This window comes from Sphaerisporangium sp. NPDC049002, assembly GCF_040649355.1.
In the GTDB taxonomy this organism is placed as follows: Bacteria; Actinomycetota; Actinomycetes; order Streptosporangiales; family Streptosporangiaceae; genus Sphaerisporangium.
The window spans coordinates 15,769-28,932 of record NZ_JBEZFH010000079.1 but is presented as its reverse complement, the minus strand read 5'-3'; the positions used below and the strand labels follow the sequence as shown (position 1 = coordinate 28,932).

The 13,164-nt window shown below is 71.3% G+C and carries 12 protein-coding genes and 1 pseudogene; 3 read left to right on the top strand and 10 right to left on the bottom strand.

What is annotated here, in order from left to right; all coding sequences use genetic code 11:
* The 9 genes and pseudogenes from AB0B89_RS17765 to AB0B89_RS17725 form a co-directional block, all read right to left on the bottom strand.
* A pseudogene (locus tag AB0B89_RS17765) lies at positions 1–63 on the bottom strand (cell division protein SepF); the annotation flags it as partial.
* A gap of 53 nt (positions 64–116) precedes the next feature.
* A complete protein-coding gene (locus tag AB0B89_RS17760) occupies positions 117–746 on the bottom strand; it encodes an antibiotic biosynthesis monooxygenase (RefSeq protein WP_358553557.1) in 630 nt (209 codons plus the stop codon).
* A 108-nt stretch (positions 747–854) separates the two neighbouring features.
* Entirely contained in the window at positions 855–1,322 is a 468-nt protein-coding gene (locus AB0B89_RS17755; RefSeq protein WP_358553555.1) for an SRPBCC family protein, read from the bottom strand.
* Between the two features lie 15 nt (positions 1,323–1,337).
* Positions 1,338–1,589, bottom strand: coding sequence for an acyl carrier protein (locus AB0B89_RS17750; protein ID WP_358553553.1), 252 nt, complete (start codon positions 1,587–1,589; stop codon positions 1,338–1,340).
* 32 nt (positions 1,590–1,621) lie between these two features.
* Positions 1,622–2,863, bottom strand: a complete 1,242-nt coding sequence (locus tag AB0B89_RS17745; RefSeq protein ID WP_358553551.1) for a ketosynthase chain-length factor — start codon at positions 2,861–2,863, stop codon at positions 1,622–1,624.
* Positions 2,856–4,229, bottom strand: a complete 1,374-nt coding sequence (locus AB0B89_RS17740) for a beta-ketoacyl-[acyl-carrier-protein] synthase family protein (protein ID WP_358553549.1) — start codon at positions 4,227–4,229, stop codon at positions 2,856–2,858. The genes AB0B89_RS17745 and AB0B89_RS17740 overlap by 8 nt, the downstream gene beginning before the upstream one ends.
* Positions 4,226–4,645 carry a cupin domain-containing protein gene (locus tag AB0B89_RS17735; protein WP_358553547.1) on the bottom strand — a complete coding sequence of 140 codons (420 nt, stop codon included), beginning with the start codon at positions 4,643–4,645 and terminating at the stop codon, positions 4,226–4,228. Before AB0B89_RS17735 ends, AB0B89_RS17740 begins: the two co-directional genes overlap by 4 nt.
* Positions 4,638–4,967: a TcmI family type II polyketide cyclase gene (locus tag AB0B89_RS17730; protein WP_358553545.1), complete on the bottom strand. Its 330-nt coding sequence runs from the start codon at positions 4,965–4,967 to the stop codon at positions 4,638–4,640. Before AB0B89_RS17730 ends, AB0B89_RS17735 begins: the two co-directional genes overlap by 8 nt.
* 120 nt (positions 4,968–5,087) lie before the next feature.
* Positions 5,088–7,136: a BTAD domain-containing putative transcriptional regulator gene (locus AB0B89_RS17725; RefSeq protein ID WP_358553543.1), complete on the bottom strand. Its 2,049-nt coding sequence runs from the start codon at positions 7,134–7,136 to the stop codon at positions 5,088–5,090.
* A 492-nt stretch (positions 7,137–7,628) separates the two neighbouring features.
* On the opposite strand from AB0B89_RS17725, the gene AB0B89_RS17720 reads away from it, so the two are divergent.
* From AB0B89_RS17720 to AB0B89_RS17710, 3 genes are read left to right on the top strand one after another with little or no spacing between them, the layout of a single operon-like run.
* Positions 7,629–9,305 (top strand): acetyl-CoA carboxylase carboxyltransferase subunit alpha, encoded by a 1,677-nt coding sequence (locus AB0B89_RS17720; RefSeq protein WP_358553541.1) that lies wholly within the window; start codon positions 7,629–7,631, stop codon positions 9,303–9,305.
* A 43-nt stretch (positions 9,306–9,348) separates the two neighbouring features.
* Positions 9,349–9,852: a biotin/lipoyl-containing protein gene (locus AB0B89_RS17715; RefSeq protein WP_358553539.1), complete on the top strand. Its 504-nt coding sequence runs from the start codon at positions 9,349–9,351 to the stop codon at positions 9,850–9,852.
* A gap of 33 nt (positions 9,853–9,885) precedes the next feature.
* The gene (locus AB0B89_RS17710; RefSeq protein ID WP_358553537.1) at positions 9,886–11,244 is read left to right on the top strand and encodes a biotin carboxylase N-terminal domain-containing protein; all 1,359 of its coding nucleotides are present in this window, start codon (positions 9,886–9,888) and stop codon (positions 11,242–11,244) included.
* Between the two features lie 107 nt (positions 11,245–11,351).
* Here the strand turns inward: AB0B89_RS17710 and rox are convergent, their stop codons facing one another.
* Entirely contained in the window at positions 11,352–12,776 is a 1,425-nt protein-coding gene (gene rox / locus AB0B89_RS17705; protein ID WP_358553559.1) for a rifampin monooxygenase, read from the bottom strand.
* Between the last annotated feature and the right edge of the window lie 388 nt (positions 12,777–13,164).

Here is a 13,164-nt window from a genome sequence, read left to right as displayed (position 1 = left end):
CGGGTAGCGGTCGTCCTCCACGAGACCGAGGTAGACCGCCATCTTGCGCATCGCGCCGGCCATCGCTACGTCGTCCTCCTGCTCATGGTCGCCGTCCGGGGAGGCGGGCGGGCCGGTCAGTAGGCGGCCACGACCTCGTAGGAGCCGAAGATCCCAAGGCCCTTGTCGTGGTACCTGGCCAGCGGCGAGGTGGTCGGCAGGTGCTCGGGGCTGCGTTCCCATTCGCGGTAGGTGGGCACGTCGTCCCACTCGCTCAGCACGGCGAACCGGCGCGGGTCGCGCAGCGAGCGCAGGAGCTCGTTGCCGCGCAGCCCGGTCCTGCCCGCGAGGGTGGTGCTGATCTGGTGGTAGGCGTTCTCGATGGAGCCTCTGTCGTTCTCCGGCTCGTTCAGGTAGAGCGCGACGCGCACCCGGCCGGGGCTGGGCTGGGCTCCCAGGCGCGAGGCCACGATCATGGGGGTCATCGAGGTGCCGGCCGAGTCGCGGTAGGGGTCCAGCCGCATGCGGTTGGCGGCGTGCTCGGCGCTGTGCTCGAACTCGTGGAACCGTTCCTCGCTCTCCCAGTCGCTGACGATGTAGTAGATGCCGTCCTCGTCGGGGCTCTTGGCCATCGACTGGCCGACGTTCGCCGGGTGGCGGGCGATGGTGGCGGCGACTTCGCGCCAGGTCTTCTCGAAGTCGCGCTCCATGCCCGGGTGGATCCGCATCCTGACCATGACGCGGTACACGCTGTCCTTGTGGTTCATGCCCACTCTCTTCTTTCCGTCGGACTTGCTGTCATCGAAGGGGGTGGTGGTGCGGGGAGGCCGGTCCGGGCGGAGCCGGGCCCGGACGTGTGGTGGCCCGGAGTGGGGTCACATCCGGACGGGGGACTGGTCGGCGGCCTCCTCGACGATCTGCCGGATCCGGTTCATCTGGATCACGGTGTTGTCGTTGAGCCGCTTGGTCATCTGCTTGTCGCTGAGCGGGGCGTCCGGCTTCATCTCGAAGTCCTGGACCCAGCGCATGCGCACCGCGTCGGGCACCTGGGTGTACTCCCAGAACAGGTTCATGTACTTGAACCAGCCCGGTTCGACCCGGTGGGCGCGTACGGTCCTGGTCGCCGGGTCGGGCGTGCGCTCCGACACCCAGCTCCACTCGTTGCCGTCGGCGTCCGGGTGCATGGTGAGCCGGAACCTGATGGTGGGCCCGCGCTGCTCCAGGATCTGCGAGGCGGAGTACTCGCTGAACAGCGTGGGCCACGACTCGACGTCGTTGGTCATGTTCCACAGAAGGTCCATGGGACTGGCGATGATGATCTCGTTGTCCGCGTGTCCTGCCATGACGTTCCTCCGGTGTCAGGCCGCGAGCCGGCGGTTGACGTAGTCGACCGCGGCCTGCGGGGTCTTCATCTCATCGACGGCGTCGTCGGGGATGCGGACGCCGAGCTGCTGCTGGATGCGGGCGGCCATCTCCAGCACCGCGAGCGAGTCGTAGCCGAGGTCGACGAACGACATCTCGCCGATGTCGTCGGCCAGGTCGACGGCGTCGGGCACTCCCGCGCAGCCGCCCATGATGCGTCTCATGTCGTCGAGGGTGAATTCGGTCATGTCGGTTCTCCGTTGTCGCGAGGTCGGGTGGGCTAGACATCCGTGACGAGCAGGGCCGCGTTGAACCCTCCGTGGCCGCGTGCGAGCACCAGCGCCCTGCGCACGGGCCCGTCCCTGGCCGCGCTGCGCACCAGGTCCAGCTCGTAGGCGGGCGCGGCGGCGCGCACCCCCACGGTCGGCGGGATCACGCCGTCGCGGATGGCGAGCAGCGCGGTGGCCACGTCGAGCGCCGCGCCGCCGGCGTACAGCCGCCCGGTCATGGTCTTGGGCGCGGTGACCGGCACCCCGTAGGGGCCGAAGACCGCGGAGATGGCCCGTGCCTCGGCCAGGTCGCGCTCGGGCACGCCGAGGGCGTCGGCGAACACCACGTCCACCTGGCCGGGGCTCACCTCGGCCTCTCGCAGCGCCAGCGTGATCGCCCGTTGCAGGTTGGACCTGTTCTCCTCGCCCTGCACGGGGCGGGGGTCGAAGGTCGCGCCGTATCCGGCGATCGCGCCGTAGGGCCGGGCGCCCCGGGCCAGGGCCGCGTCGTGGTCCTCGACGATGAGCATCGCCCCGCCCTCGCCGGGCACGTATCCGCAGGCGTCGTCGTCGAAGGGCAGGTAGGCGCGCTCGGGGTCGTCGCGCGGGCTGAGCAGGCCGGTGGAGATCTGCGCGACGAGCCCGTACGGGCACAGCGAGGCGTCGGTCCCGCCCGTCACCACCATGGTGGCGTCCTGGCGGAGCAGCCGCCTGGCCTGCGCGACCACGTCCAGCCCGCCCGCCTGCTCGGTGCACACCACCCCGCAGGGCCCGCGCATGCCGTACCGGATGGAGATCTGGCCGGTGGTGGCCGCGTAGAACCAGGCGATGGACTGGTACACCCCGACGTACTCGGGGCCCTGGCTCCACAGCTTCTCGATCTCGCGCTGGCCGAACTCGGTGCCGCCGGAGGAGCCGGCGGTGACGACGGCCATCTCGTACTCGGGCAGTTCGCCGGGTTCGATCCGCGCGTCGCGCAGCGCCATGTCGGCGGCGGTGAGGCCGAGGTGGCTCCAGTGGTCGGTCTGCACGGCCAGGCGGCTCGGCACGTGCTCGGTGTCGTCGAACTCCGACACCTCGCCCGCGACGCGCACCGGGTACCGCTCGGAGTCGAAGCGGGTGATCCGGCCGATGCCGCTCTTGCCGTCCAGCGTGGCCGACCAGTAGGCCTGCGTGCCGAGGCCGTTGGGCGCCGCGACGCCGATGCCGGTCACCACCGGGCGGGCGCCGCCCGCGCCGGTCCGCTCAGTCATGGCGGTCACCTCCCGGGCCGGTGAGCCCGCCCCTGTCGCGGGCGAGCAGCATGGCGGTCTGGAACCCGCCGAACCCGCTGCCCACGCTGAGGACCACCTCGACGTCGCGCTCCCTGGCGGTGAGCGGCACGTAGTCGAGGTCGCACTCGGGGTCGGCGGTGTGCAGGTTCGCGGTCGGGGGGACGACGTTGTTCCTGATGGCCAGCGCGCAGGCGGCGACCTCGATGGATCCGATGGCGCCGAGCGAGTGCCCGATCATGGATTTGATCGAGCTGACAGGGATCCGGTAGGCCCGGTCGCCCAGTGCGCTCTTGAACGCCGCGGTCTCGTGGCGGTCGTTCTGCCGGGTGCCCGACCCGTGGGCGTTGATGTAGTCGACGTCCTCGGGCCGCAGCCGCGCCTGGCGCATGGCGGCCCCGATGGCCTCGGCCATCTCGCGGCCGTCCGGTTTCAGGCCGGTCATGTGGTAGGCGTTGCTGCGGCTGGCGAAGCCGACGATCTCGGCGTACACCTGCGCGCCGCGCCGCAGCGCGGCCTCGCGCTCCTCCAGGATGAGCACCGCCGAGCCCTCGCCGAGCACGAAGCCGTTGCGGTTCATGTCGAAGGGGCGTGAGGCGTGTTCGGGTTCGTCGTTGCTCGGCGAGGTGGCCTTGATGGCGTCGAAGCAGGCGACGGTGATCGGTGAGATCGGCGCGTCGGCGGCTCCGGCGATCACGGCGGCGGCGGTGCCCTCCTTGACGAGCTGGTAGCCGTGGCCGACCGAGTCGAGTCCGGCCGTGCATCCGGTGGAGATGAGCGCGACCGGGCCTTCCGCTCCGCCGGCCCAGGCGATCTCGGTGGCGATGGTGCTCGGCACCATGTACCCGTATAGCTGGGGCACTCCGTAGGCCGGGTCGACGAGCCAGTTCCTGCCTCCGTCGCTGAGGACGACGTACTCCTCCTCCAGGCCCATGGTGCAGCCGACCGCGCTGCCGATGGTGACCCCGAGGCGCTCGGGCGGCACGTCCTGGCCGGTCAGGCCGCTGTCGGCCAGGGCCTCCCGCGCAGCGACCACGCCGAGCTGGGCGGCGCGGTCCATGCGGCGGATCTCCTGCGGGGACAGTCCGTGCGCGCCCGGGTCGAAGTCGCATTCGGCGGCGATCCGGGAGCGGAATCCGGTCGCGTCGAACAGTGTGATGGCGCGCGTCGCGGTGCGCCCGGCGGTGAGCAGGTCCCAGAAGGACTTCACTCCGATGCCGCCGGGTGCCGTGACGCCGATCCCGGTGATGACGACCCGGCGGTCGTGGCGCGTGCGCGAGGAGCGCCTGGCGCCACCTCGCGCCCGGGTGCGGCGCCGGGTGGTCGGACGGGTGTCCACGATGTTCACCGCGGGCTCCCTGCCGCGGCGTCGTTCGCTGCCGGCTCGGTGTCCACGTGGCCGAGGTCGGGCCGCGGGGCCAGGGGACTGGCGTGGAAGACCATGCAGGCCTCCTCCTCGCCGGTGTTCTGGATCCGGTGCCTGACCGTCTTGGGCACCATGAGCGCGTCGCCGGCGTGCAGGACGATCTCCTGCTCGCCGTCGACGCGGGCGAGGACCGTGCCGCGTACGAGGTACATGAACTCCTCGGAGTACGGGTGGTAGTGCTCGACGAAGTGCTCTCCGGGTTGCAGGAAGGCGACGCCCATGAAGCCGGAGGTGGAGCCGGTGGTCTTCGGGCTGAGCAGGACGCGGATGTCGCCGCCGCGGCGCCGGTTGGGCGCGACCTCGCTGACGGTGACCTTGGTGAGGCGGTTCTCAGTCATGGCCGTCCGCCTCCCAGGTGTAGAACGGTTCGGCCATGGCGTCCTTGGGCTCGCGCCAGTTCGGGTCGTAGGGCCGGATGTGCTCGCCGAGCCGCTGGTTGATCTCCCCGTACAGCGGGTGGCTGCGCGCCTTGTACAGGTTGGGCGTGATGTCGTGGTCGGCCTCGACCAGGTGGAAGTACAGGTCGTGGAAGCGGAACAGCGTTCGCCTCGACACCCCGATGAGATGCGGCAGGTCGCTCGCGTCCGAGTCGGCGAAGATCTTGGCAACCGCCTCCGTCTCGGAGGGTTCCATCTTCGCCACGATTAGCGTCCGATGCACCACACGTCTCCTTTCGTCCGTAGACGCAATGGTGTCCGGAACGCCTGGATTGCTGCTGATGCAGCGCTAGTGCCGGAATGAGGCCGCGCCGCACCACCGCGACCTCCCGCCGCGGCGCCCTTACGGGCCGAGCACGCGGGCCGCGCTCCCGTTGACGCACTCGGCGGGCGCCATCAGCAGCGAGAAGGACCGCTCCCCGGCGTCGTGGTCCTCGCGGGCGCCCACGTCGTGGTCGTCGCCGGACCCGGCGGGCGGCGGGGTCCCGGTGCCGGAGGGGATCCGCGCGGGCGCGGGGACGCTGGCCTGCGCGGGGGGCTCGGGCGTGAACTCGCCGCAGGTGTCCAGCTCCTTTTCCAGGCATTCCCTGGCGTACAGCCTGACCAGCTCGTGGATCGCGTACCGCAGCTCGCCGAGCGACCCGGCCCGCGCCTTCAGCAGCGAGCAGTCGGCGAGCCGGGCGAGCAGCCGTTCGGCGTGGTCGACCTCGCAGCCGAGCAGCGCGCACGCCTGCCGTACGGTGACGTAGGGCGTCTGCAGCAGCCCGAGTAGCCGGAACAGGCTGCGCTCCGGCTCGCCGAGCCGCTCGTAGGTGCCGCAGAAGGCCGCGCGCACGTCCAGGTCCGCGACCGACAGGTGGGAGAGGCGGGCGCGGGGGTCCTCCAGCCGTTCGGCGAACTTCGCCAGCGTCAGCCCCTGGCCGGCGGCCAGCCGGGAACCGGCGCACCTCAGGGCCAGGGGCAGCCGCCCGCACAGGCCGACGATCCGCTCGCCGGCCGCGCGCTCGCCGTCCAGTCGGGCCCGGCCGATGATCCTGGCGAGCAGTTCGAGGCCCTCGGCGGGGCTGAGCGGGTCCAGTTCGACCATCTGCGCGCCGGCGAACCCGTGCAGCCCGAACCGGCTGGTGACGATGACCGCGCACCCGGCCGACCCCGGCAGCAGTGGCTGGATCTGCGCGGGGCTGCTCGCGTCGTCGAGCACGATGAGGACCTGCCGGTCGCTGCACCAGGTGCGGAACAGCTTGCTGCGCTCGTCGCGGTCGGCGGGGATGTCGCCGGAGGGCACCCCGGCGGCGCGCAGGAACCCCGCGAGCACTTCGCCGGGGTCGGCCGGGGCGCTCGCGCCGCCGAGCTCGGCGAACAACTGGCCCGAGGGGAAGCCGCCCCGGGCGCGGTGCGCGGCGTGGACGGCCAGCGCCGTCTCGCCGACCCCGGGCATCCCGCTGACGCAGATCACCCGTACGGCGGTGCCGGACTCGGCGGGTCGCGACAGCACCGCGGCGATCCGCTCGCCCACCTCTTCGCGCCCGACGAAGTCGGCGATGTCGGCGGGCAGCTGCGCGGGTTTGACGGTGCCCGCCCGCGCGGCCGGCCGGGGCGGGTTCTCCGGCCCGGGTTCCAGGCCGGGCTGTTCCAGTCCCGGCTGCTCCAGGCCGGGGTCGGCCGACAGCAGGCGCCGCTGCAGGCGGCACAGGGCGGGGGAGGGCTCCAGCCCGAGCTGGCCTACCAGGATCTGGCGCAGGTTCTGGTACACCTCCAGTGCCTCGCCGCGCCGTCCGACCTGGTAGAGCGCGGTCATGAGCTTGGCGTAGAAGTCCTCGTCGAGGGGGTAGGTGGCGATGAGCTCCTTGAGCTCGCTGATCAGCTCGCGGTGCCTGCCCAGCCGCAGGTCGGCCGACAGGCGCAGCTGCAGGGCGCGCAGGCGGCTCTCCTCCAGCCGGGTGATCTGCGCCGACAGCAGCTCGCCCGCCGCCAGGTTGACCAGGGCGGGCCCCCGCCACAGGGCCAGGGCCTGGGAGAGGGCCTCGGTGGCGTGCTCGGGGTCCTGGCGCTCCAGCGCGTTCCATCCGTCGGCGACCAGCCGTTCGAAGCGGAACACGTCGATGGTCTCCGGCGAGGTCGCGAGCAGGTACCCGTACGGCTTGGTGACCACCGTGGCGGGGCCGGTGGTGCCGAGCATCTTGCGCAGCTTGTACACGTAGGTGTGCAGGGTGGGAAGGGCGGTCGCCGGCGGGCGCTCGCCCCACAGTTCGTCGATCAGCTCGCGGGTGGACACGATCTGGTTGTGGCGCAGGACGAGCATCGCCAGGACCGCCCGCACCTTGGCGGCGCTCGGCGTCAGGTCGGTGGTGTCGTCGACGACTTGCAGCGAACCCAGAACCCGGAATTCCATGTGATCTCCGCAGATGATCGGCAACGTCGTCCGAGCTGGCCGGCGCTCGGCGTCGGCGTGACCTCGACGCCTGGTGGACTTCTCGAATTTAGATGAACCCGCTTATCGGAACTTCCGGAAAAATGGCTCCTCAGGACAAAATCTCCGAAAAAGTCCTGGTCTAGTACTGTATTCTTTACCTCGCGTAGGATTTCCGAATGGTGAGTTCCCTTGTGTGGCCGGGGAATCCCGGTGCAGCCCCCGTCCGATTTGATATGAAATAGCACATAATTTCGGCATAAGGACGTTAGTTAGTGGGCGGGGAGCACCCCTCCACCCCGCCCCGACCAGAACGCCTCCAGCGCCCCTCAAGCGATCGACCAGCGCCCCGAGGGATGGTTCCGGACAGGGGGCCCGCCGCGCGTCGTGAACGGCCGGCGCACCTGCCGGGAGTCACAGGAGGAATGCCATGCGATCAGACGCCCGCCACGCGGCCACCCGGAAGGCCGCCGCGTGACCGCGACCACCGCCGTCCCCGCCTCCTCGCTGTGGATCCGCTGTCCCGGCTGCGAGGGGCCGACGTACGGCGAGCACTACCGGCGGAGACTGCGGGTGTGCCCCGGCTGCGGGCACCACGCCCGGCTCACCGCGCCCGAACGGCTGCGCCAGCTCCTGGACCCCGGCTCCACGACCCCGATCGGCGCCTCGCCCACCGTGGTCGACCCGCTCGGCTTCACCGACACCCGCCCCTACCTCGCCCGGCTGGAGCAGGCCCGCCGCGCCACCGGCCTGCGGGAGGCCGTCGTGTGCGCGACCGCCACCGTCCGCGGCCACCCGGTCGTCGCCGCCGTCATGGACTTCGGGTTCATGGGCGGCAGCCTCGGCTGCGCAGTCGGCGAGAGCATCACCGCCGCGGCCGAGCACGCCCTGGCCACCGCCACCCCCCTGGTCGTCGTCACCGCCTCGGGAGGCGCCCGCATGCAGGAGGGCGCCCTGGCCCTGATGCAGATGGCCAAGACCAGCCAGGCCCTGGCCGACCTGGACGACGCGGGCCTGCTCACCGTCTCGCTGGTCACCGACCCCACCTACGGAGGCGTCGCCGCCTCCTACGCCACCCTGGCCGACGTCATCGTCGCCGAGGCGGGCGCCCACATGGGCTTCGCCGGGCCCCGCGTCATCGCCGGCACCATCAAGCAGACCCTCCCCGAGGGCTTCCAGACCGCCGAGACGCTCCTCGCGGGCGGCCTGGTCGACGCCGTGCGCCGCCGCGCCGAGCTCAGGCCCCTGCTGGCCCACCTGCTGTCGGCCGCCGCCTGGGCCACCGGCGGCCGGGCCGTACCCGCCGCCTGGCGGGGCAGCGCGCCCCCGCTGGTGCTCGGCGCCGAACGCCTGCCCGAGCGCGACGCCTGGCAGACCGTCGCCCTGGCCCGAGACCCCGGACGCCCCACCACCCTGGACTACGCCTGCTACCTGCTGGAGGACTTCCAGGAACTGCACGGCGACCGCGTCTTTGGGGACTGCCCGGCGATCGTCGGCGGCATCGGGCGCCTCGACGACGTGCCCATCATGCTCATCGGCCACCAAAAGGGCCACGACACCCGCGAACTCGTCGCCCACGACTTCGGCATGGGCTCCCCGGCCGGATTCCGCAAGGCCGCCAGGCTGATGCGCCTGGCCGGCAAGCTCGGCCTGCCGATCCTCACCCTCATCGACACCCCCGGCGCGTACGCCGGCGTCGAGGCCGAGGCGGGCGGGCAGGCCCACGCCATCGCCGAGAACCTGCGCCTGATGTCCCGGCTGCGCGTCCCGGTGCTCGCCGTCGTGACCGGCGAGGGCGGCAGCGGGGGAGCGCTCGCCCTGGGCGTCGCCGACCGGGTGCTCGCCCTCGGCAACGCCGTCTACTCGGTGATCAGCCCCGAAGGATGCGCGGCCATCCTGTGGCGCGACGCCGCCGCGGCCCCGCGGGCCGCCGCCGCCCTGCGCCTGGGCGCGCGCGAGCTGCTGCGCCACGGCATCGTCGACGCCGTCATCCCCGAACCGGACGGCGGCGCGCACCGCGACCCCTCGCTCACCGTCCGGCTGGTCAGGCAGGCCGTCACCGCGACGCTGTACGAGCTCGCGCGGACCGATCCCGACCGGCTGGTGGCCGAGCGCAGGCGGCGCTTCCGCCGCTTCGGAGCCCGCGCCTAGGCCCCTGCCGCCGACCACGCCGGCAGCCGTAGGAGGAACCCGTATGACAGCCGAACCCGCACACCTGGACGAGCGCGAGCAGGTACTGGACTGGGTCGTCCGGCACGCCGCCCGGCTCGGGCAGGCCGGCGCCGCCCCGCTGCGCAGGATCACCGTCTCGACCGCCACCCTGGCCGTCGACGTCGAGTGGTCGCCCACCGCGCCGCGCGACCCCGAGCCGCGCCCGCCCGGCACCGAGCTCCAACGGCGCGACGACCCGCCCGGCATCGACGCCGGTGTCGACGCCGGCACACCGGGCGCGGTCGTCGTCACCGCACCCATGGTCGGCACGTTCTACCGGTCCCAGGAGCCCGGCGCGCCGCCGTTCGTCGAGATCGGCGACGTCGTCGAGGCCGGCCAGCAGGTGGGCATCATCGAGGCCATGAAACTCATGAACGCCGTCCAGGCCGAGCACCCCGGCCGCGTCTGCGAGATCGTCGCCACCGACGGCTCACCGGTCCAGTACGAGGAGCCGCTGCTGGCACTCGTGCCCTGCGACGGCCACTGATCCTTTCTTCCTCGGAGCTTGGAGCCTGGCGCGATGTTCACCACAGTTCTGGTCGCCAACCGGGGCGAGATCGCCCTGCGCGTGCTTCGGACGTGCCGCGAGATGGGAATCCGCACGGTCGTCGCCCACTCCACGGCGGACCGCGACTCCGCCGCGGTGCGCCTGGCCGACGAGTCCGTCCAGATCGGACCCGCGGCACCCAGGCACAGCTACCTCAACGCGGCCGCGATCGTCACCGCCGCCCTGCAGACCGGAGCCGACGCCATCCACCCCGGATACGGCTTTCTGTCGGAGAGCGCGGAGTTCGCCGAGATCTGCGAGGCGCACGGGCTGACCCTGATCGGCCCGCCGTCGCACGTGATCGCCCGGCTCGGCGACAAGGTGTCCGCGCGCGAGTTCGCCGCCGAGGCCGGGCTGCCCGTGCTTCCCGGCGGCTCGGGTCCCGCCGCGGGGCCGGTCGAGGCCGCTCGTACGGCGGACGCGGTCGGCTACCCCGTCGTGATCAAGTCGTCGGCGGGGGGCGGCGGGAGGGCCATGACGGTGGTGCACGAGCCGGGCGACTTCGCCCGCGCGTTCGCCGCCACCCGGCGCGAGGCGGTCACCCTGTTCGGCGACCCCCGGGTGTACGTGGAGAAGTACCTGGACGCCGCCAGGCACGTCGAGGTGCAGATCCTCGCCGACGGCCACGGCGACGTCGTCCACCTGGGCGCCCGGGACTGCTCGGTGCAGCGGCGCCGGCAGAAGCTGATCGAGGAGACGCCTCCGCCCAACCTCCCCGAGGCGACGATCGAGCACCTCGGGGAGATCACCGTGCGCGCGGCCCTGCGGGCCGGGTACGTCGGCGCGGGCACGTTCGAGTACGTCCTGGACGAGCGCGGCGCGTGCCACTTCATCGAGGTCAACTGCCGGTTGCAGGTCGAGCACCCCATCACCGAGATGGTGACCGGGATCGACCTGGTGCGCGAGCAGCTGGTCATCGCCGCCGGGCGGCCCCTGGCCCACCGCCAGTGCGACATCGTGCCCACGGGGGTGTCGATCGAGTGCCGCGTGAACGCCGAGGACCCGGCGCGGGGGTTCGTGCCCACGCCGGGGATCATCGAGGAGTTCGTCCCGCCGGGCGGCCCGTTCACGCGGGTCGACACCCATGCCGCCGCCGGCCTTCGCATCACGGCCGACTACGACCCGCTGATCGCGAAGGTGTCGGTCTGGGCGCCGACCCGCGCGCAGGCCGTGGCCAGGGCGCACCGCGCGCTGGAGGAGTTCACCGTCAGGGGAGCGGGGCTCTGCACCGACCTGGCCTTCCTGCAGGAGGTGCTGACCCATCCGCTCTTCCGGTACGCCAAGCACACCACCTCGCTCGTCGACCAGATGATGTCCACCCCGATCACCTGACCCGGCCACCTTGGCCCCGCCCGTCCGACTTATGAATCTACAAAGTAAAGGTGTTGGGTGGATGAAGACCATAATCACCCACCCAACAAACCCTTCCTCAGGCAAGGTCAGCTGGCGGGCTTGCCGAACCAGCGGGAGAGGTGGTCGTCCAGGTCCTGCTGTTCGTCGCCGATCCAGGCGACGTGGCCGTCGGGGCGTAGCAGGACGCACGGAACATCCAGTGCCGCAGTGGGATCCGCGAGGTAATCGACGCGGTCCGACCAGCCGCCGACGGTCAGGCGTTCGGTGCGGTCCAGCAGCAGGCCGCGGCCGCGATGCAGCAGACCGTACAGGTGGCCCTGTTTCACGTCGATGTCGCGCAGGCGGCGGCCGAGCAGGTCGGGGCCTTCGCCGAAGTCGTAGCGGATGCCGATCGCGGTGATCTTCTCGATCAGATAGCGGTTCACCTCGTCGAAGTCCATCAGTTCGGTGAGCAGCCTGCGCACGGCCTGCGGGCCCGGTTCGGTGGACAGCAGTTCCATCTGGGCGCGGGTGTTGTCCAGCACGTCCTCGGCGACCGGATGACGTTCGGCCTGGTAGGTGTCCAGCAGTGTCTCCGGAGCCCAGCCGCGGATCTGTGCGGCCAGTTTCCAGCCGAGGTTGAAGGCGTCCTGAACGCCCAGGTTGAGGCCCTGTCCGCCGGTGGGTGGATGGATGTGTGCCGCATCGCCGGCCAGTAGCACCCGCCCGAGCCGATAACGTTCGGCCAGCCGGGTGGCATCCCCGAAGCGGGACAACCAGCGCGGGGAGTGAACGCCGAAATCGGTTCCGGCGATGGTGCGCAACTGTTGTCTGAAATCTTCGAGGGTGGGCGGTTCCGCGCGGTCGCTGACTCCCGCGGCGGGGACTACGACGCTATAGACCCCTTCACCGAAGGGCCGGAGCCAGAATCGCTGATGGGTCTCGCTGATTTCGGTCATCTTGGTGGCGATCTCCTCCTGCGGTACACCCACTTTCATCTCGCCCATGAGCGTGTCGGTCCGTGAGGGCTCGCCGGGGAAGCCGACGCCGAGCAGTTTGCGCACCGTACTGCGCCCGCCGTCACAGCCGACGAGATAGCGCGAACGCAGTTGTTCCCCGTCGGCCAGCTCGACGGTCACGCCCTCGTCGTCCTGCTCGAAGCCTGTGACCGTGCAACCGCGCCGGACCTGCGCACCCAGTTCGATCGCGTGTTCTCCGAGCAGGTGATCGATGACCGGCTGTGGGATGCCCAGCAGATAGGCGTACGCGGAGTCCAGGCCCTTGGGCGCGGGTTTGGGGATGGCGGCGAAGAAACCGCCGGCCGGACGTTGTCTTCCATGCTGGAGAATGCGATCCAGCAGTCCGCGCATCGCCATCAGTTCGAGACTGCGAATATGCAGACCGACTATGCGGACGAACGACGCGGGCTCGGTTTCCTTCTCCAGAACGAGTACCCGCACATTGTGCAGCCGTAGTTCGGCGGCCAGCATCGCGCCGGTCGGCCCGCACCCGGCGATGATCACGTCGAAGATGAGGGGCGCGCGATCGGCGCCGGAGGCCGGCGACCAGGGCCTGGGGGCGTCGCCCACGGTGACGTGGCTCTCGACCCTGTCGTTCGGCGACGGCTCGGCGGTGGACTGCAGAGAGTGCATAGGTGTTGCCTTTCGGGAGTGCCTTGTTGGCGGGGCGCTCCCGGCGACACCTACGTCAATCGCCCGATCGTGACGGGAAGGGGGAGCACCCACATCGATACAGCGTTCATGGGTCTCACCTCCTTGGGCGGTGTCACGGTCAACTGCAAGCTACAAGCCCGAGCATCACCCCGTCCAACCCTTTTCCAGCCATGTGATTGCCCCGGCCCGTGGTCGCGGGCCGTGTTCGGGTTGCCAGGGAGTCGAGGAAGGCGTCGGGCGGCGGCTC